Origin of the sequence: Bradyrhizobium sp. F1.13.3, from assembly GCF_040548265.1 — a bacterium.
In the GTDB taxonomy this organism is placed as follows: domain Bacteria; phylum Pseudomonadota; class Alphaproteobacteria; order Rhizobiales; family Xanthobacteraceae; genus Bradyrhizobium.
The window spans coordinates 1-23,110 of the sequence record NZ_JBEPRI010000026.1; the positions used below are offsets into that span (position 1 = coordinate 1).

Annotated in this window: 24 protein-coding genes; 19 read left to right on the plus strand and 5 right to left on the minus strand. The window is 62.1% G+C overall.

Features of this window, described 5'->3' with window-relative positions:
• Nucleotides 1-174 precede the first annotated feature (174 nt).
• On the minus strand, nt 175-1,056 hold the full coding sequence (locus tag ABIB66_RS39590) for a transposase (protein WP_354258864.1): 882 nt from the start codon (nt 1,054-1,056) through the stop codon (nt 175-177).
• Nucleotides 1,057-1,226: 170 nt separating this feature from the next.
• Here ABIB66_RS39590 and ABIB66_RS39595 point away from each other — a divergent pair, with 170 nt between their 5' ends.
• From ABIB66_RS39595 to ABIB66_RS39610, 4 genes are all read left to right on the plus strand, one after another.
• On the plus strand, nt 1,227-1,691 hold the full coding sequence (locus ABIB66_RS39595) for a DUF2840 domain-containing protein (protein WP_354258867.1): 465 nt from the start codon (nt 1,227-1,229) through the stop codon (nt 1,689-1,691).
• Nucleotides 1,691-2,197, plus strand: coding sequence for a S26 family signal peptidase (locus tag ABIB66_RS39600; RefSeq protein WP_354258870.1), 507 nt, complete (start codon nt 1,691-1,693; stop codon nt 2,195-2,197). The genes ABIB66_RS39595 and ABIB66_RS39600 overlap by 1 nt, the downstream gene beginning before the upstream one ends.
• A 3-nt stretch (nt 2,198-2,200) precedes the next feature.
• A complete protein-coding gene (locus ABIB66_RS39605; RefSeq protein ID WP_354258873.1) occupies nt 2,201-3,097 on the plus strand; it encodes a lytic transglycosylase domain-containing protein in 897 nt (298 codons plus the stop codon).
• A 107-nt stretch (nt 3,098-3,204) separates the two neighbouring features.
• The gene (locus tag ABIB66_RS39610; RefSeq protein ID WP_354258876.1) at nt 3,205-4,932 is read left to right on the plus strand and encodes a relaxase/mobilization nuclease domain-containing protein; all 1,728 of its coding nucleotides are present in this window, start codon (nt 3,205-3,207) and stop codon (nt 4,930-4,932) included.
• Nucleotides 4,933-4,975: 43 nt separating this feature from the next.
• Here the strand turns inward: ABIB66_RS39610 and ABIB66_RS39615 are convergent, their stop codons facing one another.
• A complete protein-coding gene (locus ABIB66_RS39615; RefSeq protein ID WP_354258878.1) occupies nt 4,976-5,245 on the minus strand; it encodes a hypothetical protein in 270 nt (89 codons plus the stop codon).
• 640 nt (nt 5,246-5,885) lie between these two features.
• Here ABIB66_RS39615 and ABIB66_RS39620 point away from each other — a divergent pair.
• From ABIB66_RS39620 to ABIB66_RS39690, 15 genes are all read left to right on the plus strand, one after another.
• The gene (locus tag ABIB66_RS39620; RefSeq protein ID WP_354258880.1) at nt 5,886-7,862 is read left to right on the plus strand and encodes a conjugal transfer protein TraG; all 1,977 of its coding nucleotides are present in this window, start codon (nt 5,886-5,888) and stop codon (nt 7,860-7,862) included.
• A gap of 10 nt (nt 7,863-7,872) precedes the next feature.
• Nucleotides 7,873-8,295 (plus strand): CopG family transcriptional regulator, encoded by a 423-nt coding sequence (locus tag ABIB66_RS39625; protein ID WP_354258882.1) that lies wholly within the window; start codon nt 7,873-7,875, stop codon nt 8,293-8,295.
• Nucleotides 8,296-8,683: 388 nt separating this feature from the next.
• Nucleotides 8,684-9,343, plus strand: a complete 660-nt coding sequence (locus ABIB66_RS39630; RefSeq protein WP_354258884.1) for a ribbon-helix-helix domain-containing protein — start codon at nt 8,684-8,686, stop codon at nt 9,341-9,343.
• A 73-nt stretch (nt 9,344-9,416) separates the two neighbouring features.
• Nucleotides 9,417-10,736, plus strand: a complete 1,320-nt coding sequence (locus ABIB66_RS39635; RefSeq protein ID WP_354258886.1) for an MFS transporter — start codon at nt 9,417-9,419, stop codon at nt 10,734-10,736.
• A 246-nt stretch (nt 10,737-10,982) separates the two neighbouring features.
• The gene (gene trbB / locus ABIB66_RS39640) at nt 10,983-11,903 is read left to right on the plus strand and encodes a P-type conjugative transfer ATPase TrbB (RefSeq protein WP_354258888.1); all 921 of its coding nucleotides are present in this window, start codon (nt 10,983-10,985) and stop codon (nt 11,901-11,903) included.
• On the plus strand, nt 11,900-12,226 hold the full coding sequence (locus tag ABIB66_RS39645; RefSeq protein WP_283018292.1) for a TrbC/VirB2 family type IV secretion system protein: 327 nt from the start codon (nt 11,900-11,902) through the stop codon (nt 12,224-12,226). The genes trbB and ABIB66_RS39645 overlap by 4 nt, the downstream gene beginning before the upstream one ends.
• Nucleotides 12,226-12,489 carry a VirB3 family type IV secretion system protein gene (locus ABIB66_RS39650; protein ID WP_007600323.1) on the plus strand — a complete coding sequence of 88 codons (264 nt, stop codon included), beginning with the start codon at nt 12,226-12,228 and terminating at the stop codon, nt 12,487-12,489. Before ABIB66_RS39645 ends, ABIB66_RS39650 begins: the two co-directional genes overlap by 1 nt.
• Before the next feature lie 11 nt (nt 12,490-12,500).
• Nucleotides 12,501-14,942 carry a conjugal transfer protein TrbE gene (gene trbE, locus ABIB66_RS39655; protein WP_354258891.1) on the plus strand — a complete coding sequence of 814 codons (2,442 nt, stop codon included), beginning with the start codon at nt 12,501-12,503 and terminating at the stop codon, nt 14,940-14,942.
• Nucleotides 14,939-15,673, plus strand: a complete 735-nt coding sequence (trbJ, locus tag ABIB66_RS39660) for a P-type conjugative transfer protein TrbJ (RefSeq protein WP_354258893.1) — start codon at nt 14,939-14,941, stop codon at nt 15,671-15,673. Before trbE ends, trbJ begins: the two co-directional genes overlap by 4 nt.
• The gene (gene trbK-alt / locus ABIB66_RS39665; RefSeq protein WP_354258896.1) at nt 15,673-16,047 is read left to right on the plus strand and encodes a putative entry exclusion protein TrbK-alt; all 375 of its coding nucleotides are present in this window, start codon (nt 15,673-15,675) and stop codon (nt 16,045-16,047) included. Before trbJ ends, trbK-alt begins: the two co-directional genes overlap by 1 nt.
• A 3-nt stretch (nt 16,048-16,050) precedes the next feature.
• Nucleotides 16,051-17,286, plus strand: a complete 1,236-nt coding sequence (gene trbL, locus ABIB66_RS39670) for a P-type conjugative transfer protein TrbL (protein WP_354258899.1) — start codon at nt 16,051-16,053, stop codon at nt 17,284-17,286.
• 51 nt (nt 17,287-17,337) lie between these two features.
• Nucleotides 17,338-18,018 carry a conjugal transfer protein TrbF gene (gene trbF, locus ABIB66_RS39675; RefSeq protein WP_354258902.1) on the plus strand — a complete coding sequence of 227 codons (681 nt, stop codon included), beginning with the start codon at nt 17,338-17,340 and terminating at the stop codon, nt 18,016-18,018.
• A 2-nt stretch (nt 18,019-18,020) separates the two neighbouring features.
• Nucleotides 18,021-18,995 (plus strand): P-type conjugative transfer protein TrbG, encoded by a 975-nt coding sequence (trbG, locus tag ABIB66_RS39680; protein ID WP_354258905.1) that lies wholly within the window; start codon nt 18,021-18,023, stop codon nt 18,993-18,995.
• A complete protein-coding gene (locus tag ABIB66_RS39685) occupies nt 18,992-20,197 on the plus strand; it encodes a TraB/TrbI/VirB10 family type IV secretion system protein (RefSeq protein WP_354258908.1) in 1,206 nt (401 codons plus the stop codon). Before trbG ends, ABIB66_RS39685 begins: the two co-directional genes overlap by 4 nt.
• Nucleotides 20,198-20,203: 6 nt before the next feature.
• Nucleotides 20,204-20,446 carry a DUF2274 domain-containing protein gene (locus ABIB66_RS39690; RefSeq protein ID WP_354128298.1) on the plus strand — a complete coding sequence of 81 codons (243 nt, stop codon included), beginning with the start codon at nt 20,204-20,206 and terminating at the stop codon, nt 20,444-20,446.
• Here the strand turns inward: ABIB66_RS39690 and ABIB66_RS39695 are convergent.
• From ABIB66_RS39695 to ABIB66_RS39705, 3 genes are all read right to left on the minus strand, one after another.
• Entirely contained in the window at nt 20,419-21,372 is a 954-nt protein-coding gene (locus ABIB66_RS39695) for a LysR family transcriptional regulator (RefSeq protein ID WP_354258912.1), read from the minus strand. The two genes, ABIB66_RS39690 and ABIB66_RS39695, sit on opposite strands and share 28 nt — an antisense overlap.
• Before the next feature lie 71 nt (nt 21,373-21,443).
• Nucleotides 21,444-22,076, minus strand: a complete 633-nt coding sequence (locus ABIB66_RS39700) for an acyl-homoserine-lactone synthase (RefSeq protein WP_354258915.1) — start codon at nt 22,074-22,076, stop codon at nt 21,444-21,446.
• A 94-nt stretch (nt 22,077-22,170) separates the two neighbouring features.
• Nucleotides 22,171-22,893 carry a helix-turn-helix transcriptional regulator gene (locus ABIB66_RS39705; RefSeq protein WP_354258918.1) on the minus strand — a complete coding sequence of 241 codons (723 nt, stop codon included), beginning with the start codon at nt 22,891-22,893 and terminating at the stop codon, nt 22,171-22,173.
• Nucleotides 22,894-23,110 lie beyond the last annotated feature (217 nt).

Sequence of the window (23,110 nt, forward strand, 5' to 3'; positions counted from 1 at the left end):
TCTGGAGAATGGGCGGTCAGGCTAACCAGCGCCGTGCTTGATGGCTTCAAAGGTGTCCATGAAGCCGCCAGCAAGAAAAGTTGCGATCTCACCCACATCCCCGTCGCGGGAGACGCTGCTCCGCTGTGGCGGAAGGAGAAGGCGCGCGTGGAAGCGGCGCGGTCGCGGAGGCCCTTAAGCCGCCGCAGCGACCCGGCCGCGCTTGCCGCCGGCGGCCAACCGGAAGGTGGTGCCACTGGTCCAGATCTTGTGCAGCAGCACGGCGCGCGCGCGCGCCACTGCGGTCGCCGCGCGCTTAAGAACCTTTTTCCTCGCCAGCCGCAGGCCCCACAGCCGCAGCTTAAGATTCTTCGGAATGCGGGTGAAGAGCGCTATCGCCGCCTCGTACAGCATCGCTCGCGTCAGCTCATCGCCGCATTTGGAGATGCTGCCAATCCGGCCGCTCTGGCCGGATTGATAGCGCCGCGGCGTCAGCCCGAAACGGGCGCCGACGTTGGTCGGCTTCTTGAATCGCGCAGGGTCATCGACGGTGGCGCGAAACGTCAGCGCCACGCGGTGCAGTTTTGCCAACTGCTGCCGCATGGCGCTGCGGGCGTTCAACAGCGGCGCGACGATCGCTTCCAATTCCTTCTTCCAGGCCAAGAGGTCGCGCACCCGCGCGTCGAAACGGCCGACCGAGATCTCGCCAGCTTTGAGGCGGAACGGTCGCAACAGGCCGCGAATCAAGTTCTCTATGTCCAGCACCTTGCCGAGCATCGCCTTGCGCGCGACCAGCAGCGCGCGCAACGTCTGTGCACTCTCCGACTTGACATGCACCGCGCGGAACCAGCCAGTGCGCATCATCTGCGCAATGTCTTTCGCGTCGTTGCGGGCGGACTGTTTCAGCATCGCGTTCATCACCGCCTTTGCGTGCCGGTTCTTGATGCAGATCATCGGGAGGGCCTTTTCGGCAAGCGCCGTGAACAGCCAGGTGCTGAACGACAACGCTTCCGACAGTTCGATCGCGTCCGGATCGGCGTCAAATCCTTCGGAATCCTTCTGACAAATTGGAGCCACTCGGCTGCGATCCTTGGCAGCAGCAGGAGCGCTGCATCGCTTCGGCAACGTCGATCATCGACGCTTCATCACGACCATTCTGCCGAAACCAAGGCTCAGACTTCGATGCGCAGGCGACAGCGCACCCGTTGGCATGTCCAAAATTCATCTCATGACTATGGAGTGGCCAGGTGAGCGACCTCACGACTGTTGAACTCTTGTGGCTCGAGAAGCGGATCGAGAACCGAATCCGGTTCGGCAAGCCTGTATCGGAGAAGATCATTGACCAGCACCGGCGCATTCTCTCGTTTGTGCCCGGCAGCATCTTTGCGTTCGTGCGCTGGACGTCCAATGACTTCGGAACCATCCTGTCTCGCATCGACATTCTGCGCGTGATCACGCCGGGGCAGCGGTATTCGACCGTGCCTTGGGTCGGCCCCGGCGGCGAAAGCCTGCTGCGGCTAGCTGGCTGGCAAAAGGTCGAGCGCGTTCTCCAGTTGATCGAAGCCGTGGAGTCACTCGGCATCGATCCTGCCGATGCAGCCCCCGAATACTGGCATCATGTCCACAACCGTCTTTCCGTCAACGAAACGCCACGACCTTATACGCGTGCGCGCCACCAGGCGTGGCTCCGCCGGCGCAGGATGGTGTTCTGATGGGACGGCTAAGGATCATCCTTGCGATATGTGGGACCACAACGCTCGCGCTTTGGCCGGTCACCGACACCTCACTGTCGTACATCTGGAACGCTTCCGAAAGTGTGCCGATCGGCCTCTACCGTTTGCAAGGGACCGCACGATTGCACATCACTGAGCTCGTGGCCGTTCGGCCACCAGAGCCGCTTGCGAGCTTCCTCGACTTCAACGGCTATTTGCCGAGCGGTCTTCCGATGCTCAAGCGCGTGCTGGCGTTGCCCGGACAAACCGTCTGCAGAAAGGGGCACACAATCGTCGTCGACGGCATCGAAATGGGCCAGGCACGTGAGCGCGACCGCCGTGGCAGGCCGTTGCCGGCCTGGCAGGGCTGCCGGGTCGTCGCTGAGGACCAAGTGTTTCTCATGAACTGGCAGTCGGACGAGTCCTTGGACGGCAGATATTTCGGACCGCTCCCGATATCGGCCGTCATCGGGCAAGCGGTACCGGTGTGGACCATGGAGGACTGACAAATGCCGGCATTGCTCCGATGGCTTGCGGTCTCTCTAGTCGACCGATCGCACTGTCATTCCTCCATCCCGGCTGAATTGTCGGCAATCGGCGCGCGTCGCGGCCGTCTCGCGCCGGCTCACTGCCGGCCGGGAAGAGCTCTGTCCTTGACGGCTGTCCGCACATTGCTATCTCGAGCCGCTGCTTGCTTTTTGGGAATTCTGCTGACGTGCGCAGCGCCATCGGCCGGCAGCGCGGAGGTTGGATCGCGCGCACAAGCTGCGCGCTCCTCAAACCTGCTTCCAGGCCGTGCATACGCCGCGTTCGTGACCGAAGCCTCACATAGGTTCGACACCCCGGAGCGTTGGATCCGTGCTGTCATGCACGCCGAAAGCGGTGGTGATGCGCACTCTATGTCACCTCGGGGAGCGCTCGGGTTGATGCAAATCATGCCCGCGACCTGGGTCGAGCTGAGCGTTCGTTACAATCTCGGTATCGATCCATTTGATCCTCACGACAATATTATGGCTGGGACAGCGTACCTTCGCGAGATGCTCGATCGTTTCGGATCGGCAGGGTTTCTCGCAGCCTACAATGCTGGACCAAAACGGTACGAGGACCACCTGGCCACCGGTCGAGCGCTTCCGGATGAAACACAGATCTACATCGCTACACTCGCACCATTGATCGGTATTGAGCAGCGCAACAGCAGTGGTTCGGCTTCCAGACGCTTCGCCGCGTGGCAGCAAGCGCCACTCGTTGTTGAGCGGTCCAAGAGCTTATCGGCTGACACCAACTCGGCATCCGGTGTCCGCACGATGAATCCGTCGAAAGCAACGCCAAGGGCGGGTGCAACTGCACTCGTCCCTCGCGCGACGGGCCTGTTTGTGCGGCGATCAGGCGAGGTGCAGTCCCGATGATCGCAATCGCATTTCGTCGCATGATGTCGAAGCTAGTCGCAACGTTGAGAGTGGTCGGCAGCAACTCCCCGTGGGGGCTCGATTTTCGACACGTTCCGTGGAGCAAGATGACCGGTAACGACGATTTCCGCATCCGCCCAGGCCGCATCCGTTCGACGCGCGCGCCTCGGAGAAAGCCTTTCTTGGCGCAGGCGCTCAAGGCTGCTCAGAAGGCCGGCGGTCTGTCGCGGGGCAGCCGCAGCCGTGGCAGCAAGTTTGGGCGCGGCCGCGCGGCGAGCCTTGCCGCGACGCGGCTCCTCAACAACCGTGCGCGATCCGCCATGGTCAAGGCGCCGGTCGTGCGCCGGATGCGTTCGCCGGGCGCGCTCCGCGCGCATATCGGTTATCTCCAACGCGACGGGGTCACCCGCGATGGGACACCGGGCAAGCTCTTTGATGCAGCGGGCGATGACGCCGATGGCCGCGCGTTCGCCGAGCGCTGCGAGGGCGACCGGCATCACTTCCGGTTCATCGTCTCGCCCGACGATGCGGGCGAACTCGCCAATTTGCGCAGCTTCACGCGTGAGCTCATGGATCAGGCCTCTCGCGACCTCGGTACTGGCCTTGATTGGGTTGCGGTCGATCATTGGAACACTGAGCATCCGCACATCCATATTCTCGTGCGCGGCCGGGCCGATGATGGAGAAGACCTCGTTATCAGCCGCGACTATATCGCAACCGGCTTGCGCGCCCGCGCTGGCGATCTCGTCACGCGCGAGCTTGGCCCGCGATCGGAGCTCGAGATCCGCCAAATCCTTGAAGCGGAGGTGACGGCCGAACGCTGGACCAGGCTTGACCGGGCGCTGGCTCGGGAAGCTGGCGCAGCGCACGGAGTGATTGATTTGAGGCCAGACCGGGATGCCGGGGGCGACCCGTTACGGGAGATTCGGATCGGGCGGTTGCGGACACTTGAGCGGCTAGGCTTGGCGGAGCCTGCGGGGCCTGCACGCTGGGTACTCCCCGGGGACATGGAACCGCGTTTGCGTAACCTGGGCGAGCGCGGCGATATCATCAAGCGGCTTCACAAGAGCCTCGCGAAAGACGGCGCCGCGCGCGCAACATCATCCTGGGCGCTCGAAGCCGAACGCCACGGCGAGCCCATTGTCGGCCGTCTCCTCGCACGCGGCCACGATGACGAGCTGAAGGGCTCAGCGTTTGCCATCGTCGACGGTGTCGACGGTCGCGTGCATCATCTGAAGCTTTCGGAGATCGAGGCGGCCGGCGACGGGCCGATCGGTGGGATTGTGGAGCTCCGGCGGTTCGAGGACGCGCGTGGCCGAACGCGGATCGCGCTCGCGGTACGCTCCGAACTCGCCATTGACCAGCAGGTCGCAGCGGAAGGCGCGACGTGGCTCGACCGGCAGCTTGTGGCGCGCCAATCTGCCGATTTCTCGCGCGCCGGTTTTGGTGCCGAGGTGCGGCATGCGCTTGATCGGCGCATCGACGTGCTGGCAGGACAGGGGCTGGCACGCCGGGCGGGAGACAAGGTGACGCTCGGCCGCAACTTGATCGAGACACTCCGCCGCCGCGAACTCGATGGGGCAGGCCGGCGTTTGGCCTCCGAGACGGGGCTGGCGCACTTGCCTGCGGAGGCAGGCGAATGCGTTTCGGGAATCTATCGCCGGAGGTTATCGCTTGCGTCGGGCCGCTTTGCCATGATCGACAACGGCCTCGGCTTTCAGCTCGTGCCCTGGGTACCCAAGCTAGAGCACGAACTGGGTCGCCAGGTGAACGGTATTGCTGGTCCCGGAGGGGTGGACTGGAGCTTTGGTCGGAAGCGTGGACTTTCAATTTGATCCGCCGATCTCTGCGGGGATCCGTGATCTGGCGGCCAATCGCTCAGTTTAAAATCGCTTTGAAGCGCTCGACGGTACCACTGCGAGCACCAAGCTCCTCCAGGCGCGCTCTGCCGGCGTCGGTCACGCGGAAGACCTCGACCTGCCCACCACAAGCCGGATCTCTCATCTTGCCCTTGAGCACGACCCAGCCTTTCCTCAACGCGCGCTCCTTGGCAGCAAGACGATTCAGATTTTTGTCCGGAACCGGGTTTGACACCTCGTCTCCGCTCGACGCGGCGAAAAACAACAGATCGGCCATTGCATCGTTCATTCCCTTTGTCTCCGTGCTGCAAGACATGCACTTGGGTTCGGTGGTCGCCTTCACGAGTCCCGTTTCATATGCGGTCGAAGCAAGATGCGGGCCACTCCTGCTGCGGCACAAAGGGCGCACCAGGAAAGTCGGCTGGAGCCGATGCTTCTCCCACCACCAGAGTGAGAGCCGTCGTCGCGTCCAGCGAGGACACCAAGATCGACAAGCGATCGTGTGGCGATCGCCAGCTCAGGCAAGAGCGGCCTTTCACTTTGACGCGCTAATCCTGTGGCGCTGTGTGCCCGCCACCGCGACCCGAGACCACGATGGACCATCTCGGCGTTCGTCCCGGCCGAGGCCGCCGGTGCCAAAATGCACAACCCGATAGCCCTGGCCATGCAGGTAACGCAGGAAGCCCCGTATCATCGCGGCGGTCCAGGTCTGGGCATCGTGCAACGGAATGATGTCCTTGCAGACTCTGGCCGCTCGATCACGTTTCTTAGCTCCTCGTCTGGACTTGTGTCCTCCCAGTCGCTCGCCCGGAGCTCAGCTCCGAACACGCTTCACCCCGACCCGCCGAAGGCTACAGTTTTATGCGCGGGACTGCGACATCCCGGCGCTGTGGTTGCGCTCAGCTCATGGATGCCGTCCAGATCTCCACATGTCCGCGACAAAGATCATTTGGCATCAGGTCATCCTGGTCTGTCTGGTCGTGCTCGCCTTCATGTGGGCGGCGACCGAATGGACCGCTTGGCGGCTTGCCTTCCAGCCGCAGCTTGGACCCGCCTGGTTCAGTCTCGAGGGTTGGCCGATCTATCAGCCGGCTGCCTTCTTCGCTTGGTGGTTCAAATTCGATGCTTACGCGCCTGTGATCTTCCTTGAGGGCGGCTCCATCGCCGCAAGCGGCGGAATTGCCGCAATCGCACTGGCAATGATGCTCTCGGTGTTGCGGGCCCATGAGGCGAGGGACGTCACCACCTACGGCTCAGCGCGCTGGGCCGATTCGCGCGAGGTCAGGCGCGCAGGGCTGTTGGGGCCTGATGGCGTCGTGCTCGGACGCTTTGAGGGGCGCTATCTCCGGCATGACGGACCGGAGCATGTGCTCTGCTTTGCTCCGACGCGCTCGGGCAAGGGCGTGGGCCTTGTCATCCCGACTCTTCTGACCTGGCCGGCCTCCACGATCGTTCATGACATCAAGGGCGAGAACTTCCAGTTGACTGCCGGCTGGCGCGCGCGATTTGGGCCAGTGCTCCTATTCGACCCGACCAATCCGGCCAGCGCCGCCTACAACCCGCTTCTCGAGATCCGTCGTGGTGATTGCGAGGTGCGAGATGCCCAAAACATCGCCGATATCCTTGTCGACCCGGAAGGGGCACTCGAACGCCGCAACCACTGGGAAAAGACCAGCCACTCTCTCCTTGTCGGCGCAATCCTGCATGTCCTGTACGCCGAAGCCGACAAAACCCTCGCAGGCGTCGCCAATTTCCTGTCCGATCCCTCCCGCCCGATCGACGCTACGCTCAACGCCATGCTCGCAACCCCGCATCTTGGAGGTAGCGTTCATCCCGTTGTCGCTTCGGCCGCGCGCGAGCTTCTCAACAAGAGCGAGAACGAGCGCTCCGGCGTGCTCTCGACCGCGATGAGTTTCCTGGGGCTCTATCGCGATCCGGTGGTTGCCAAGATCACCGCGCGAAGCGATTGGCGCATCCGCGATCTCGTCGACGGCGCCGAGCCCGTCTCACTCTATCTCGTGGTCCCTCCATCCGACATCGTTCGCACCAAACCGTTGATGCGGCTCATCCTCAACCAGATCGGGCGGCGGTTGACCGAAAGCCTGGATCTAGACCGGCGCCGGCAAAAACTCCTTCTGATGCTCGATGAATTTGCAGCGCTCGGCCGGCTCGACTTCTTCGAGAGCCAGCTCGCGTTCATGGCAGGCTATGGCATCCGCAGCTTTCTGATCACCCAGAGTCTCAATCAGCTCGAACGCGCCTATGGGCCGAACCATGCCATCCTCGACAATTGCCACGTCCGGATCGCCTTCTCGACCAATGATGAGCGTACTGCCAAGCGCGTATCCGACGCGCTCGGAACCGCGACCGAGTTGCGCGCCATGAAGAACTATGCCGGGCACCGTTTAAGCCCCTGGCTTGGACATCTCATGGTGAGCCGTCAGGAGACCTCCCGGCCGTTGCTGACGCCAGGCGAGGTCATGCAACTTTCGCCGAAAGATGCAGTCGTGATGATTTCCGGGGTGCACCCGGTCCGCGCCACGAAAGTGCGCTACTACGAGGATCCGCAGTTCCAGAGACGTGTGTTGAAGCCGCCCCGCTTCGAACCGCGTAACTTGTCCGCGGGACCGGATGACTGGTCGGCCGGCGCTCCAATTCCGCCATCAGTCGCGCTACTGACCAGACGCAAGCGCAGGAGCGACGAGGCGAACGGTGGTTTGCGTCGCGAGCCGGAATTGCCGGAACATGAGGAGATCGAGGTCAAGGCGCCGCTCGGCGAACACGAGTTCGACACCGACCTCGATGAGGGTGATGCCGATGCCGTCCAGGCACAAGCTCTGAGCCGCTCGATGCAGGGCGTCGCGCGGACCGTCAGCCTCGACGCGGACGATGGGATGGATCTGTGAGCGGGGCAGCGTGAAAAAGATTCAGCTCAGTATCTATCTCGATCCGGAAACCTTCAAAACCCTTGAGGCCTTCGCACAACGCCGGGGTCAGCCCAAGTCGCTGGTCGCCGAGGCCGCAATCGGCGCGTTTCTTTCTCCCGATGATTCCGATCGGCGCGAGGCGGCGATCGCCAAGCGTCTGGACCGGATCGCGCGCGTGCTCGAACGCCTGGAGCGCAATGATGGCATCACGCTTGAGACCATCGCGCTCTTCATCCGTTTCTGGCTGACCTCAACGCCGGCGCTCCCCGAACATTCGACGCCGGCCGCGCGCGCCAAGGGCGCGGAACGTTACGATCGCTTTGTTGAGGCGCTCGGACGGCGGCTTGCAACCGGATCCACCGTCCTGAAAGAGGTGAGCATCGACATGCACGCCTCTGAGAAGCCGGAGTAATCAGTACGGGCGCCCCAATGCGCCTGGCAGCTCCTGGCGATGGGTGCGGCGCTGAATCAGATAAGCAGACTGCAGGTCGGCAGTACGCCACGAAGCAACAAGCGATGGGCTCGTCACTCAAGGCGCCCGGCCCCGCTGCAACAGGTCGTTGGCTGCCCGCGAATGACACAGGCTTACAAATCCCGCTCTTCTTGAGACCGCCTTGTCTTTCTTTGGCTACGCCAGACTACGACGCAGATTTCGGTGCAGTTGAAGTGACGTTCGGATTGGCCCTTGTGTCAAGTCCATCATCGCTGGGGACGATTCAGCCGTTTCGATTCCGAAATCGACGCCGCGCGTGCCGCTGTGCGCGGGCAGGTCGCGGCCGCAAATTGGGAGTGAACAAGCAGTGCAAGTCGATGGAGAGCTTGGAGGCCAGCCCAGCTCGATTGTGAATCAAGCCGACAGCGATGCGCAGCCGAGCCCAAACGAAGGAGCGCGAACCAAGAAGGTTACCGTTCAGCTCTCCGAGAGCATGTTTCAGCGGCTTGAAGTTGCGACCGAACGCCCGGGGCTCGGCAAGAGCATGGTCGTCGAGACAGCGCTTGAACGATTCCTGAATCCTGCACCGCCCGAGGGGCGCGTTCATGAGGCTTTGGACCGGATAAGTGGCCAGATGGCCAGGCTCGAGCACGAGATCGCGATCATCGCCGAGATCGTAGCCCTGCATGCGCGCTATCACCTCACCGTGACGCCGCCCATGCTGCCATCCGGCCAGCGGGAGGCGTGCTTGCTCGGGCAGCAGCGTTTCAAGGTATTGGCGGAGCAGGTCGAACGGCGGGTACGGCTCGGTCAGCCATTGATCCAGGAGACGATCGATCGGCTGGGCAGGCGCGGTCGACCTGCCGGTGAAGCTCTTGGCGGCGCGTCACAGCGCGCGGCAGAAGAACAGCCGAGAAAGGAAGGTCTGACCGCAGTCGCGGCGGATGGAAACTCCGAGCCGAGCGCCGCCGCCGTGGAGGGCGGCAGCAATCCGAACTTTCGAAACCTGCCGAACTCCTTTTGTTAGGCCGGCCGCGAGAAGCGTGCGGAAGGAGCTTGGGTCGCAAATATTGCCGGTGGCACGAGTTGAGCCAGTTCCGGTGTGGCGGCTCATCGCGTGCGTGTTTCTTCCCTTCGCGGCCGGGTACTACCTTTCGTACCTGTTCCGGACCATCAATACGCTCATCGCTGGGCGCCTCGCCACTGATCTCGGGCTTGGCGCTGCCGATATCGGGCTGCTCACGTCAATCTATTTCCTGGTCGTTATGGCGGCCCAGATTCCGATCGGCATGTTACTTGATCGCTTCGGGCCGCGCCGGGTCCAGAGCGTGCTCTTGGCTGTTGCTGCAGGGGGTGCCGCGCTCTTTGGGCTATCGACGGGATTCCTGTCGCTTCTTTTTGCTCGCGCGATTGTCGGACTTGGGAGTGCAGCAGCCCTGATGTCCGGGCTGAAAATCATTGTCCTCTGGTTTCCAAGAGAACGTTTGGCGCTGATCAATGGCTACATGATTATGCTGGGCTCATTGGGCGCGGTCACCGCAACGGCTCCTGCCGAATCGCTGCTGGACTGGATCGGATGGCGGGGTCTATTCGGCGTGCTGGCGGCCGCAAGCGCGCTTGCTGCCATTTTGATCTATCAAGTGGTTCCCGACCGAACCACTTGGCCACAGGGCACCAGGACGCCCGCCACTCTGAAAACCGTCTACTCGGATGCGCGGTTCTGGAGAATGGCGCCCTTATCGGCGACCTGCATCGGGTCCGCTTGGGCACTGCAATCCTTATGGGCGGCGCCCTGGCTTTCCGATGTGGAGCGGCTGGATCGAACGAGGCTCGTCAACGAATTGTTCGTCATGGCGGTCGCTCTGAGTCTCGGCGCTCTGGTCTTGGGCGTCCTTGCCAACTGGGTGCGCCGCCGGGCTAAGAAGAGCGAGGCTCTGTTTGGCTTGGTCGCGGCGATGTTGATTGTGGCGGAGCTTGTGCTGATCCTGCATCCGCCCTGGCCGTCACTCCTGCCGTGGTGCGTGCTGTCGATGGCCGGATCAGCCACTGCTCTGACCTACGCCATCATAGCGGATTATTTCCCGGCCGAGCTGGTTGCGCGCGCCAATGGCGGTCTGAATGTCCTGCAGTTTGGCTGGGCTTTCGTCGTGCAGTACGGGACGGGACTGATTCTGGAGCAATGGCCTCTAGAGGCGGGGCATTATCCTTTACCGGGCTATCAGACCGCCTTCGGTGTGAACGTTTTGCTACAGGTGGCAGCGCTGGTCTGGTTCGCCGCCGTCCCGTGGCTCGAGCGGCGGAAACGGACGGCTGGCGCTTCGGTCACAGCTCAGCCGGCAGGCGGCTGGAACTCGGTTGAGGTCGTTATTCCACCAGCCGAGCTCGCCATCCTGGAGGCGGATGATCATGCGGAGTGGTGAAGCCCGCATGTCGCCGCGCTGATGTCAGGGGTCATGATGTTCGGCGCGTCAGAAGCGATCGTCCCTAATCTTTCTTCTTCTACGCCAGACTACGATTGACATGGTCTCATTGTTGCTGTCGCGCAGGTTCTGCTTTTTCTAGTTGTCCTCATGTGAGGCCGCTAGACGCTAGCTGCCTCAGTCAACTTGGGGGCAGTCGTGGCGATCCATTCATTTCATTCGGAAGCCGAGTTGCGCGGAGCGCGCATGCTCCGCACGGCGCTGGGCTCGGCCATCGCAGGTTTTCTGGAAGATCCGTCGATCGTTGAGGTGATGCTGAACCCCGATGGCCGGCTGTGGATCGATCGGCTGTCGAGCGGCCTTACCGATACCGGCGCGAGTCTATCAGCTGCCGACGGCGAGCGAATTGTCCGGCTGGTCGCGCACTATGTGGGCGCTGAGGTTCACGCCGGCTCGCCCCGAATCTCGGCTGAGCTGCCGGAAACGGGAGAACGGTTCGAAGGCCTGCTGCCGCCGGTCGTCGCCGCGCCGGCTTTCGCGATCCGCAAGCCCGCGGTCGCTGTCTTCAGCCTGCACGACTATGTCGCTGCCGGCATCCTGAACTTGGAGCAGGCGAACGCGCTCCGCGATGCGGTCGCTACACGCAAGAACATCCTGGTCGCGGGCGGCACATCGACGGGCAAGACGACGCTGACGAACGCGCTTCTGGCGGAGGTGGCCAAGGGTTCGGATCGCGTCGTTCTCATCGAAGATACGCGGGAGCTTCAGTGCGCGGCGCCGAACCTCGTGGCGCTGCGGACCAAGGATGGCGTGGTCTCGCTGTCCGAACTTGTGCGCTCGTCGCTTCGCCTGCGCCCTGATCGTATCCCGATTGGCGAGGTGCGCGGAGCCGAGGCGCTCGATCTGCTCAAAGCCTGGGGGACTGGACATCCCGGCGGAATCGGCACGATCCACGCCGGCACCGCGCTTGGCGCGCTCCGCCGGCTCGAGCAGCTCATCCAGGAGGCCGTCGTGACGGTCCCGCGCGCGCTGATCGCCGAGACCATCAACGTCATCGCCGTGCTCTCTGGCCGCGGTGCCGAACGGCGTTTGAGCGAACTCGCTTCTGTCACCGGGCTTGGGTCATCAGGCGACTACACCCTGTCGAAAATCGGAGATCAGTCATGAACGTACGATCATCTCTCGGGCGAGGTTTCGCATCAGTTGCGGCATTCGCTTGTCTGTACCTGGTGAGTAGCCCGGCCTGGGCCGCCGGCTCGAACATGCCCTGGGAGCAGCCGCTCAACCAGATCCTGCAGTCGGTCGAAGGACCCGTGGCCAAGATCATCGCGGTCATCATCATCATCGTGACCGGTCTTTCGCTCGCATTCGGCGACACCTCGGGCGGCTTCCGGCGGCTGATCCAGATCGTGTTTGGTCTGTCGATCGCATTTGCCGCCTCGAGCTTCTTCCTGTCGTTCTTCTCGTTCGGCGGCGGGGTGGTGATCTGATGGATGAGCCAGTCCCGGGCTTTGTCGCCCCTGTCCACCGTGCGCTGACCGAGCCGATCCTGATGGGCGGGGCACCGCGATCGGTTGCCATTCTCAACGGCACATTGGCTGCAGCACTCGGCCTCGGTCTGCGCTTGTGGCTGGCCGGCCTTCTGCTGGCGTTCATCGGCCACATGGCCGCGGTCTGGGCCGCAAAACGCGATCCGGAGTTCGTCGAAGTCGTGCGCCGGCACGTTCGTGTTCCCGGTCACCTCAGCGCTTGAGAATTAATCCCATGATGAATCTTGCCGAATACCGCCATTCAAACACGCGCCTTGCTGATTTCCTGCCCTGGGCTGCTCTGGTCGACGAGGGAATTGTATTGAACAAGGACGGCTCACTTCAGCGGACGGCGCGGTTCAGGGGACCGGACCTCGACAGTTCCGTGCCGGCTGAGCTTGTTGCGGTCGCAAGCCGGCTGAACAATGCGCTCCGGCGTCTCGGATCGGGCTGGGCGGTTTTCGTCGAGGCGCAACGGCATTCGGCAGGGCGCTATCCGCCCGACACATTCCCGGATGTCGCATCCGCCCTGGTGGATGCGGAGCGGAAAGCGCAATTCGAGGAGGCCGGCAGCCATTATGAATCGAGCTACTACCTGACCTTCCTTTATCTGCCGCCTGCAGAGAGTGCAGCTGTGGCAGAGCGTCTCCTGTACGAGGGCGGCCATCGCAGCGCGGGAGCGGATGCGCGCGAGGTGCTGAGTGGCTTCGTCGACCGGACCAACCGCGTGCTGCAGCTCGTTGAGGGCTTTATGCCGGAATGCGGCTGGCTCGATGACGAGGCAACGCTCACCTACCTGCACTCGACTGTCTCGACCAAGCGGCATCGTGTTCGGGTGCCGGAAATCCCGATGTATCTCGATGCGCTGCTTGCCGATCAGCCGCTGACAGGCGGGCTTGAGCCGATGCTGGGTGACGCGCATCTGCGTGTCCTGACGGTTGTGGGGTTTCCCACGACGACGACGCCCGGGATCCTCGATGATCTCAACCGCCTCGCATTCCCGTACCGCTGGTCGACGCGAGCGATCATGCTGGACAAGACCGATGCTCTAAAGCTCCTGACCAGGATCAGGCGGCAATGGTTTGCCAAGCGCAAGTCGATTGCCGCGATCCTGAAGGAGGTGATGACGAACGAGGCGTCCACGCTTCTGGATACCGATGCCCACAACAAGGCGATGGATGCAGATAACGCACTCCAGGAGCTCGGCTCGGATCAGATTGGAGAGGCCTTTGTGACGGCAACCGTCACGGTCTGGGACAGGGATGCGCACGCGGCGGACGAAAAGCTCCGCCTCGTTGAAAAGGTGATCCAGGGCCGGGACTTTACCTCCATGACCGAGACGGTGAATGCCGTTGAGGCCTGGCTCGGCAGCCTGCCGGGTCAGGTGTATGCAAACGTGCGCCAGCCGCCGGTGTCGACGCTGAATCTCGCCCACATGATCCCGCTCTCTGCGGTCTGGGCGGGAGAGGTGAGGGACCATCATCTCAAGGCGCCTCCACTGTTCTTCGGCAAGACGGAAGGATCGACCCCTTTCCGCTTCTCGCTCCATGTCGGCGATGTCGGACACACTCTGATCGTTGGACCGACCGGCGCCGGCAAATCGGTGCTGCTCGCACTGATGGCACTGCAGTTCCGGCGATATCCGGCCGCTCAGATCTTTGCCTTTGACTTCGGCGGGTCGATCCGCGCGGCGGCGATAGCTATGGGAGGCGACTGGCATGACCTCGGCGGCGCGGTTGGTGGAGACTCGGCAGAATTCGTGGCGCTCCAGCCGCTTGCGCGCATCGACGATGTCGCGGAGCGCGGTTGGGCAGCCGATTGGATCGCATCGATTCTTGCGCGCGAGCGCATCGAGGTCACGCCCGAGACCAAGGATCATGTCTGGTCGGCCTTGACCTCGCTCGCCTCGGCGCCAGTTCGGGAGCGGACGCTGACGGGCTTGTCCGTTCTTCTGCAATCCAATGCCTTGAAGCGCGCGCTGCAACCCTATTGCCTCGGCGGTCCATTTGAGCGGCTGCTGGATGGCGAAGGTGAACGGCTGGGAGAGACCTCCGTCCAGGTGTTTGAGACTGACGGGTTGATCGGGACCGGTGTCGCGCCGGCGGTTCTCTCCTATTTGTTCCACCGGATTGAGGATCGCTTCGACGGCCGTCCGACCCTTCTCATCATCGATGAGGGCTGGCTTGCGCTGGACGATGCCGATTTTGCCGGCAAGCTCCGCGAATGGCTGAAGACGCTGCGCAAGAAGAACGCCTCCGTCGTGTTTGCGACCCAGTCGCTGGCCGATATCGATGGCTCCGCAATTGCGCCCGCAATTATCGAGAGCTGCCCGACCCGGATCCTGCTTCCCAATGACCGCGCGATCGAGCCACAAATCATGGCGGTCTACCGGCGCTTTGGACTGAATGACCGGCAGATCGAGATCCTCGCCCGCGCGACGCCAAAGCGCGACTACTACTGCCAGTCGCGCCGGGGCAACCGCCTGTTCGAGCTTGGTCTTGGCGAAATCGCGCTGGCTTTTGCGGCCGCGTCGTCCAAGACCGACCAGGCTCTCATCGAGCGTGTTCTTGAGGAGCACGGACGAGACGATTTCGTCACCGGCTGGCTCAAGGCGCGCGACCTCGGCTGGGCCTGCAATCTCATTCCGCAGCTTGCCAAGGAAGGTGGCTTGTCATGAAACGAATCCGTCCGCTTCTAGCAGCAAGTATCGTCGCAATTAGCCTGACCCAAGGGCCCCGGGAAGGAAAGGCACAGTGGATCGTGTTCGATCCCAACAACTACGTGCAAAATGTGCTGACCGCCGCACGCGAGCTTCAGCAGATTAACAACCAGATCACTTCGCTGCAAAACGAAGCGCAGATGTTGATCAATCAGGCGAAGAACCTGGCGAGCCTGCCGTACTCGTCCTTGCAGCAGCTCGAGCAATCGATTCAGCGCACCCAGCAGCTGCTCAGTCAAGCGCAGCGCATTGCCTACGATGTCCAGCAGATCGATCGCGCGTTCTCGACAACTTATGCGCCGGCATCCGGGAGCATGTCCAATGGGCTCCTCGTCGCCAACGCCCAGACACGCTGGCAGAATGCGGTTGCCGGCCTGCAGGACGCCATGCGGGTGCAGGCAACCGTCGTCGGCAATCTCGATACCAACCGCACCCAGATGTCGGCCCTGGTCGCGGCGAGCCAGGGCGCGTCAGGTGCTCTGCAGGCAAGTCAGGCCGGCAACCAGCTCCTTGCGCTGCAAGCTCAGCAGCTTGCGGACCTCACGGCCACCGTTGCCGCGCAAGGGCGTGCGCAATCGCTCGAAGCCGCGCAAAGAGCAAGTGCCCAGGATCAGGGCAGGGAGCAAATGCGGCGCTTTCTGACCCAGGGGCAGGGCTATCAACCGACAACCGTGCAGATGTTCCACTGATGATGAAGAACAGATTTGAACGGCTGCCGATGGCGGTGGCAGTTAGCCTCACAGTCCTGGTCGTCGGTGCCTGCGCCATTCGCCTGCGCGGCGACGACAGCGCGAGTCAAGCTTCCGCCTCGCTCGCTGCGAAGCTCGATCCGGCGGCGGCAAAGCTCGAGAAATGCCGCACCGTCACCTACGAGCAGAAAGAAGCTCTGCTCGAATGCCAGAGGATCTGGGCGGAACGGCGCAGCCAGTTCTTGGGGAAAAGCGGATCGGTAAACGGTTCGGATAGCGAGGCGGGCACGGCGCCATTTTCCTCGCCTGTGCCGCGCAAGGACGAAAGCCGCCTCCCGTCCGGCTCTCCCTCCATTCCAAGCCAAAGCGAGTGAGCAATGGGCGGCACCTCCGTCATCGACCAGTTCCTGGAAATCTTCACCCGCTATATCGATTCCGGTTTCGGCCTGGTCGGGGGCGAAGTTGGATATCTCGCCACGACGTTAGCTGCAATCGACCTCACGCTTGCGGGCCTGTTCTGGTCCCTCGGAAGTGAAGAGGAGATTCTTGCCCGGCTCGTCAAGAAAACCTTGTTTGTCGGTGTCTTTGCCTACCTGATTGGAAACTGGAATAATCTTGCCCGCATCGTTTTCGAGAGCTTTGCAGGTCTTGGACTCAAAGCCTCGGGCACGAGCCTGTCATCGGCGGATTTCTTGCGGCCAGGTCGGATCGCGCAGGTGGGGCTCGATGCCGGCCGTCCGATCCTGGACTCCATCTCGGGCCTGATGGGGTATGTCAGCTTTTTCGAAAATTTCGTCCAGATCGCGGTCCTGCTGTTCGCCTGGATCGTGGTGCTTCTGGCTTTCTTCATTCTCGCCATCCAGCTCTTCGTCACGCTGATCGAGTTCAAGCTGACGACGCTTGCTGGTTTCGTCCTGATCCCCTTCGGTCTGTTCGGCAAGACCGCCTTTGCGGCCGAACGGGTGCTGGGCAACGTCATCTCCTCCGGCATCAAGGTTTTGGTCCTCGCCGTCATCGTCGGCATCGGATCGACCTTATTCTCGCAGTTCACGGCAGGTTTCGGCGGCAATCAGCCGACCATCGAGAACGCGATGGCGCTGGTGCTCGGCGCGCTCGCCCTGTTGGGCCTCGGCATTTTCGGACCCGGGATTGCCAACGGCATCGTCTCCGGAGGTCCGCAGCTCGGTGCAGGCAGCGCCGTCGGGACGGGACTTGCCGCCGGTGGAATCGTTGCGGCTGGCGCTGGCCTTGCGGCCGGCGCTGCCGGCCTCGCCGGCGGAGCGATTGCAGGTGCCGCACGCGGTGGAAGCGCGATTGCAAGCGGCACCATGAGCGTGTTTCGGGCGGGGAGTCAGTCCGGCTCCGAGGCGAGCGCATCCGGGGCCGCAAGTCCCTTGCGTTCGGTCGCATCTGGTCTTGGTGGAGCGGCGAGCGATGCCGGTAACGGCGAAGGGGACGCCTCGAGAGCTTCCGACAGTGCGCCCGCCTGGGTTCGGCGCATGAAGCGAGCGCAGACGATCAGCCATGGCGCATCAGCGGCAACCCACGCGATCCGCTCAGGTGATCACGGCGGCGGCGGCGGATCTGTCGACCTCTCGCAAGAGGATCGCTGAGACTTCTGATCGGCCAATTCCGTTTTCGCACCCGTCACTTGAGGTCAAACAATGTTCAAACGATCGGCTGTTCACTATGGCCGCACGCCAGAAGCCGTCACTCCCTATCAACGCGCAGCCCAGGTCTGGGATGATCGCATTGGGTCTGCGCGCGTGCAGGCCAAGAACTGGCGCCTGATGGCCTTTGGCTGCCTCTTCTTATCTGCCGGCTTTGCCGGCGCCCTGGTCTGGCAATCCGCTCACGGGACGATCACGCCCTGGGTGGTTGAGGTCGATCAGTTGGGGGAAGCCAAGGCAGTTGCTCCGGCAAACGCCAGCTATCAACCGACCGACCCGCAAGTAGCCTTTCACCTGGCGCGCTTCATCGAGCATGTGCGCGGCCTGCCGATGGACGCCATCGTCCTTCGCGAAAACTGGCTCCGCGCCTACGACTTTACAACCGATCGCGGCGCGGCCGCACTGAATGACTACGCCCGCAACAACGATCCATTCGCCAAGCTCGGCAAGACGCAAATTGCGATCGAGGTCTCGAGCGTCATCCGGGCTTCGCCTGAGAGCTTTCGCCTCGCCTGGGTCGAGCGGCGCTACGACAATGGTCAGCTTGCCGCAACGGAGCGGTGGAGCGCGATCGTCAGCATCGTCGTGGAGATGCCGCGCGATCTCGATCGCCTCCGCAAGAATCCGCTTGGCATCTATGTCAACGCCATCAACTGGTCGAAGGAGCTGGGCTAGTCATGCTGTCAGGTCTCGTTATTGCGTCACAGAGGGTCCGCCCGAGCCTGGCTCTGGCTCTCGTTATTGGTGTGTCCACCCTTGGCGGATGCACCACGTTCAAGCCGCCGCAAATCAGTTACGATAGCGATGTCCCGCCGGCTCCAGATCTGCCGGCGCTTGCCGACGATCGGCCGCGGCCGCTGCATGTGCCACCGGCCTGGAAGGCGGCGCGCGGCGGCAAGAACGCGGAAGCCAAGGAGCCCGTCGAGCGGATTGAGACCGCGAATGACGCGGCACGCGTGCAGCCTCGGAAAGCCGGCTACTTCAATGCGGTGCAGGTGTTTTCGTATAGTCCGGGCGCTCTCTATCAGATCTATGCCGCGCCGGGGCAGATCACCGACATCGCCTTGGAGCCCGGCGAGCAGCTGATCGGCTCGGGACCGGTTGCCGCGGGTGACACCGTGCGCTGGGTGGTCGGTGACACCGAAAGCGGCAGCGGCGACACGCGTCGTGTCCACATCATGGTGAAGCCGACACGTCCGGCGATCGAGACCAATCTCGTCGTCAACACGGACCGGCGCACTTACCTGATCGAGCTCCGCTCGCGGGAAAGGCCCTACATGCCACAGGTCGCGTGGTTCTATCCGGAGGAGCGGACCGCGCGTGGTCGAGCTCTGCCGCCCACACCCGTCATCCCGGACCAAGCGCAGCGCCGTTACCGCTACGCCATCGAGGGAGACAGCCCACCTTGGCGTCCTGTCAATGCCTATGACGATGGGCGCAAGGTCTACATCGAGTTTTCGCCCGGCATCGGCCAGGGCGAGATGCCGCCGCTGTTCGTGATCGGGCCTGATGGCAAGACCGAGCTCGTCAACTATCGCGCTTACGGCAATGTGCTGATCGTCGACCGGCTGTTCGCGGCGGCGGAACTGAGGTTGGGCGAGGAGCACCAGCAGAAGGTCAGGATCATCCGAACCGACGGGAGGTCGCTGTGACAGAGACCGGCCAGCCGAATGACACACCCAAGGACGCTCCTCGGGTCAACCCGCCGGAAAATATCGCCGAAACCCTTCGGCTCCGGCCAGATCGGCCGCAAGTTACGCGCCTATCGCGCAAGGTGCTTGCGGGTGGCAGCGCCCTCTTGCTGGTGCTCATCTCTGGTGCGGTCTTCTGGGCTCTGCAGGAGAAGCGATCGCGCACGCCGGCCGCCGAGGAGCTTTACGCGACCGACCACCACAATGTCGCCGATCAGCTTGCAACCTTGCCGAAGGATTATGCTGAGATCCCGAAGGAGGTGCCGCGCCTTGGACCACCTTTACCCGGCGATCTTGGCCGGCCGATCGTTGCAGCACAGGGCTCTTCGACGGCCAGCCCGCTCGGTATTGACGCCGAACAGCAGCGCGTCAATCAGGAGAGCGAGGCGGCACGCACCAGCAAGGTGTTTGCCAGCACGAACGTCCGCGTACAGGCCCCTGTCACATCGCCAAGTGAAGCCCCATCAAATGCAGCGCCATCATCCGACGAAGCATTTTCCCAGAATGGCCAGGATCGAAAACTTGCGTTCGTCAGTGCTTCCGTTGACCGTCGAACCACCAGTCCCGATCGCCTGGCAAGACCGGTCTCTCCCTTTGTGGTCCAGGCGGGAACGGTCATTCCGGCTGCTCTTATCACGGGGATTCGGTCCGACCTGCCTGGGCAGATCACGGCCCAAGTCACAGAAGCGGTATATGATTCCCCTACCGGGAGAGCTCGCCTTATCCCGCAAGGAGCCCGGTTGATCGGGACGTATGATAGCCAAGTCGCATTTGGCCAATCGCGCGTACTCCTGGTGTGGACGCGCCTCATCATGCCAAATGGGCGGTCGATCGTGCTGGAGCGGCAGCCGGGCGCAGATGCCGCGGGCTACTCTGGGCTTGAGGATGAGGTCGACAACCATTGGAAGGAGCTGTTGGGGGCCGCTGCGCTTTCGACGCTGCTCGCCGTCGGCACCGAGGTGAATTCGGGATCAGATACGGGCAGCACCAACAGCAACCTCATCGCTGCGCTCCGCCGCGGGGCGGGGGACTCGATGAACCAGACGGGCCAGCAGGTGGTCCGCCGCAATCTCAACATCCAGCCGACCTTGACGATTCGTCCGGGATTTCCGGTGCGGGTGATCGTCAATCGTGACTTGGTGCTCGAACCGTATAAAGGGTGAGGTACGATGGCTAAGCTTAAACTTGGAGCGCTCGAAGACGATAAGCCGATCAAGATTACGCATGAACTCCCGGCGAGTGTGCACCGGGATCTCGTAGCGTACGCCGAAATCCTTGCACAAGAGAGCGGACAGCCGATCGGGGAGCCGGCCAAGCTTATCGCTCCCATGTTGGCACGGTTCATGGCAGCGGACAGAAGTTTTCGGAAGGCTCGACGGGCCCGTCAACATCCGAGCGGAGGCGAGGGATAGCGCTCAGAAAGCAAGTTCAAGAAGGCAGCCAACGCAGGGTTTTCGTTGTCGTCTCGCCAGTATGCCGAAAAGTCGAATCGGCTCGGACCGGCTCCATCGCGCAACTCGCGGTAGACGAGGCCTGCATAGTTGATGCCCATGTCGGATTCCAGCACCAGGCTGATTCCTGTGTTCATCCTGATCAGGCTCTTGATGATACCGCGGCTGACGTCGTGGCGCTCGAGTTTAGGACGGTCCTCAGGCGACACGAGCTTGGAAATCAGAAGATCTTCAAACTCTTTTCCCGGATCGTAATGGCTCAGCAGGACCGTCTCGCCGCGCAGGTCAGTCCAACAGACTGTTGCGCGCGCGGTGAGGGGATGATCATGGGGTAAGGCGACCAGAACACGTTCGCTCCACAGCGGCATCACTCGATTGTCGAGTAACGGCAGGTTCCCTGTGACGATCAGGATATCGAGAACGCCGTTGCGAAGTGCCGTCGCAAGGCGTGTTCGTGATTTCTCGATCGTCACAAGCTCGATTTGCGGGAATCGCTGCTTGAAATCCAGCAAGGACGTCTGCAGGTTGCCAATGGAAAGTGAGGTGCAGAGCCCGACACTCAGCCGGCCAGCCTCGCTGTTCCGTACGGCCTTCGCCGTCGCGATGAGAGCATCGAACTCATCCAGAATTGTCCTTGCCAGGCGAAGAACACTGCGGCCTGCCTGCGTCGGGCGCACACCACCGCTGAAGCGCTCAAAAACCGCAATTCCCAGGTGATATTCGATCTCGCTGATTCTTCGGCTGAGACTCGATTGTTGGGTTCTCAGCAATTCCGCCGCTCGACGGAGGCTGCCACAATCAGCCGCGGCCACGACCGATTGCAGGTGTTTCAGTTCGATTGCCTTGCTGGCTTGAAGGGACGGTGTTGATCGACGTGGTTTGTGCATCGTAAGTCTTAAGCAGATGAACTTTCCGCTCCATTGCGCAGCGATGCCCCGGATTGTACTTGCTTCAGATCCTAGGCGGCCGCTTGGATGACCGGAGCCCAAAGCACCGGACCTGAGATGTGTCCCGCTTTGCGGATGCGATGCAACGCATCGGGCGAGACCTCCAGGTATCCAGCAATGGCCGTGGTGTTTCCGAGAGGACGAGCTTTTCCGATCGGGCGGAGCGGCCAGCCCGCGCGGCGAAGAATGCGTTCCATCCGGGCGTCAGTGACGGTAACGATTTCGGTCAATTCAATCGAAAGGCCGAATTCGATCATGCCCGCAAACAGCTCGTAAGTAGCAGCAGCAAGTCTACCACTTGCCTTTGGCGCATCCGGAGGAACATCGAGCGCGAAACGACTGCTCTCCCATATCCGGTCGCTTCGTGGCGGCGGCTGGCCGTCCAGAAGGATCGGGAAGGTGTCTCTCAGCATGGTTGGGCCGGTCGAAGGCAGAAGTCGGACGCAACCCTGAAGACGTCCAGCGTTCGAGCGGTTCAGGAGGTGCACGGGTCGAAGGACATCAAACTCGTCGACTTCCATCTCGCCGCTGACCTCGACGTTCCAGTCCAGGCGCTGTTTGAAAACTCGATACCGCAGCCGGTGCATCTCGGTGAGATCGTCGACGAATTCGCCGTAGTACTCCGGCGTGATGAGCTGCATCATTCTTGCCTCCTTGCCTTGCTTCAGGCAAGCAAGCAGAGAAGGCAGGAAAGCACATCCTGTGGAGTTGCACAGGTGCTTGCAGCTTGCGGTTGATCTATTTTCGAGATTTCGATTCGGTCAACAGCACGATCGCTTGACGAAGGGAGCTGACGCCGAGCTTCGCGCGCGCGTTATCCAGGTGATATCCCGCGGTTCGCTCTTTGATGCCAAGAATGATCCCGATCTCCCCAGCTGATTTGCCGCGCGCGGACCATTCGAGACACTGGTACTCGCGAGGAGACAGCATCACCCCACCGACCATGCGGTCAATCGTCCAGAAGCGTTTTGCACGTGCATGGAAGAACGCTGCGATTAGCCGCAGGCTCTGGGCGTGCTCGACGAGCGAGCGCTCGAAAGAAGTTCGACGCTCGTCGGTCGCAAAGCTCAACGCGGCGATCGCGCCCTTGTCATCGTGAATTGGGAATGTAAATCCGCAGCGAATCCCGAATTTTCCGGCTTCCTCGAACAGCGCGCGTTCTGATTCCGACCGACCTCTCGGTTCGAATCCAAGCCCCCATCGGAAGGGATCAGCCTGGCGGATCGCCCGACGTACCACCGGATCGATTGATTCGTAGCCGCGCTGCAAATAAAGGGTGGTCCACGAGGATGGATACGTCGAGATTAGGTTTGGAGCACAGCCGGGCCTGCCGGGAAGAGCAAGATAGGCGAAGCAAGACAATTTCAGCGCAGCGGTTACTTCGGCCATGCTCTGCTGAACTGCGTCTCGATGTGTGCTCTCGGTCAATCGCTCAGCAAAGGTTTGAAAAACGCGATCCATCGTTGATGAACCCGCGGGTCTCCCTCGTAAATGGTATCATCGAATGGAGCATCGCTGCGAATGGGGCAAAACAACGAAGAAGTCGATGCATCCCGGCATATATCAATCTTAGTCGCGAGGGACCTTGATTGCTTTGAGGCCGATCGGGTCCAGCCGATTTGCTTGTGCCCCTCTGTGGTATGATGCCTGCCCAACTCGGGGATCTCCGGTCGTCGTT

Excerpts from the sequence above, each read along its gene's own strand:
- ABIB66_RS39700 (WP_354258915.1), bottom strand. The coding sequence starts at position 22,076 with ATGATGCAGCTCATCACGCCGGAGTACTACGGCGAATTCGTCGACGAT.
- trbL (WP_354258899.1), top strand. The coding sequence starts at position 16,051 with ATGGGCGGCACCTCCGTCATCGACCAGTTCCTGGAAATCTTCACCCGC.
- ABIB66_RS39610 (WP_354258876.1), top strand. The coding sequence starts at position 3,205 with ATGACCGGTAACGACGATTTCCGCATCCGCCCAGGCCGCATCCGTTCG.
- ABIB66_RS39705 (WP_354258918.1), bottom strand. The coding sequence starts at position 22,893 with ATGGATCGCGTTTTTCAAACCTTTGCTGAGCGATTGACCGAGAGCACA.
- ABIB66_RS39615 (WP_354258878.1), bottom strand. The coding sequence starts at position 5,245 with ATGAACGATGCAATGGCCGATCTGTTGTTTTTCGCCGCGTCGAGCGGA.
- trbE (WP_354258891.1), top strand. The coding sequence starts at position 12,501 with ATGATGAATCTTGCCGAATACCGCCATTCAAACACGCGCCTTGCTGAT.
- ABIB66_RS39605 (WP_354258873.1), top strand. The coding sequence starts at position 2,201 with ATGCCGGCATTGCTCCGATGGCTTGCGGTCTCTCTAGTCGACCGATCG.
- ABIB66_RS39690 (WP_354128298.1), top strand. The coding sequence starts at position 20,204 with ATGGCTAAGCTTAAACTTGGAGCGCTCGAAGACGATAAGCCGATCAAG.
- ABIB66_RS39695 (WP_354258912.1), bottom strand. The coding sequence starts at position 21,372 with ATGCACAAACCACGTCGATCAACACCGTCCCTTCAAGCCAGCAAGGCA.
- trbG (WP_354258905.1), top strand. The coding sequence starts at position 18,021 with ATGCTGTCAGGTCTCGTTATTGCGTCACAGAGGGTCCGCCCGAGCCTG.
- trbJ (WP_354258893.1), top strand. The coding sequence starts at position 14,939 with ATGAAACGAATCCGTCCGCTTCTAGCAGCAAGTATCGTCGCAATTAGC.
- trbB (WP_354258888.1), top strand. The coding sequence starts at position 10,983 with ATGCTCCGCACGGCGCTGGGCTCGGCCATCGCAGGTTTTCTGGAAGAT.
- trbK-alt (WP_354258896.1), top strand. The coding sequence starts at position 15,673 with ATGATGAAGAACAGATTTGAACGGCTGCCGATGGCGGTGGCAGTTAGC.
- ABIB66_RS39620 (WP_354258880.1), top strand. The coding sequence starts at position 5,886 with ATGTCCGCGACAAAGATCATTTGGCATCAGGTCATCCTGGTCTGTCTG.
- ABIB66_RS39645 (WP_283018292.1), top strand. The coding sequence starts at position 11,900 with ATGAACGTACGATCATCTCTCGGGCGAGGTTTCGCATCAGTTGCGGCA.
- ABIB66_RS39600 (WP_354258870.1), top strand. The coding sequence starts at position 1,691 with ATGGGACGGCTAAGGATCATCCTTGCGATATGTGGGACCACAACGCTC.
- ABIB66_RS39650 (WP_007600323.1), top strand. The coding sequence starts at position 12,226 with ATGGATGAGCCAGTCCCGGGCTTTGTCGCCCCTGTCCACCGTGCGCTG.
- trbF (WP_354258902.1), top strand. The coding sequence starts at position 17,338 with ATGTTCAAACGATCGGCTGTTCACTATGGCCGCACGCCAGAAGCCGTC.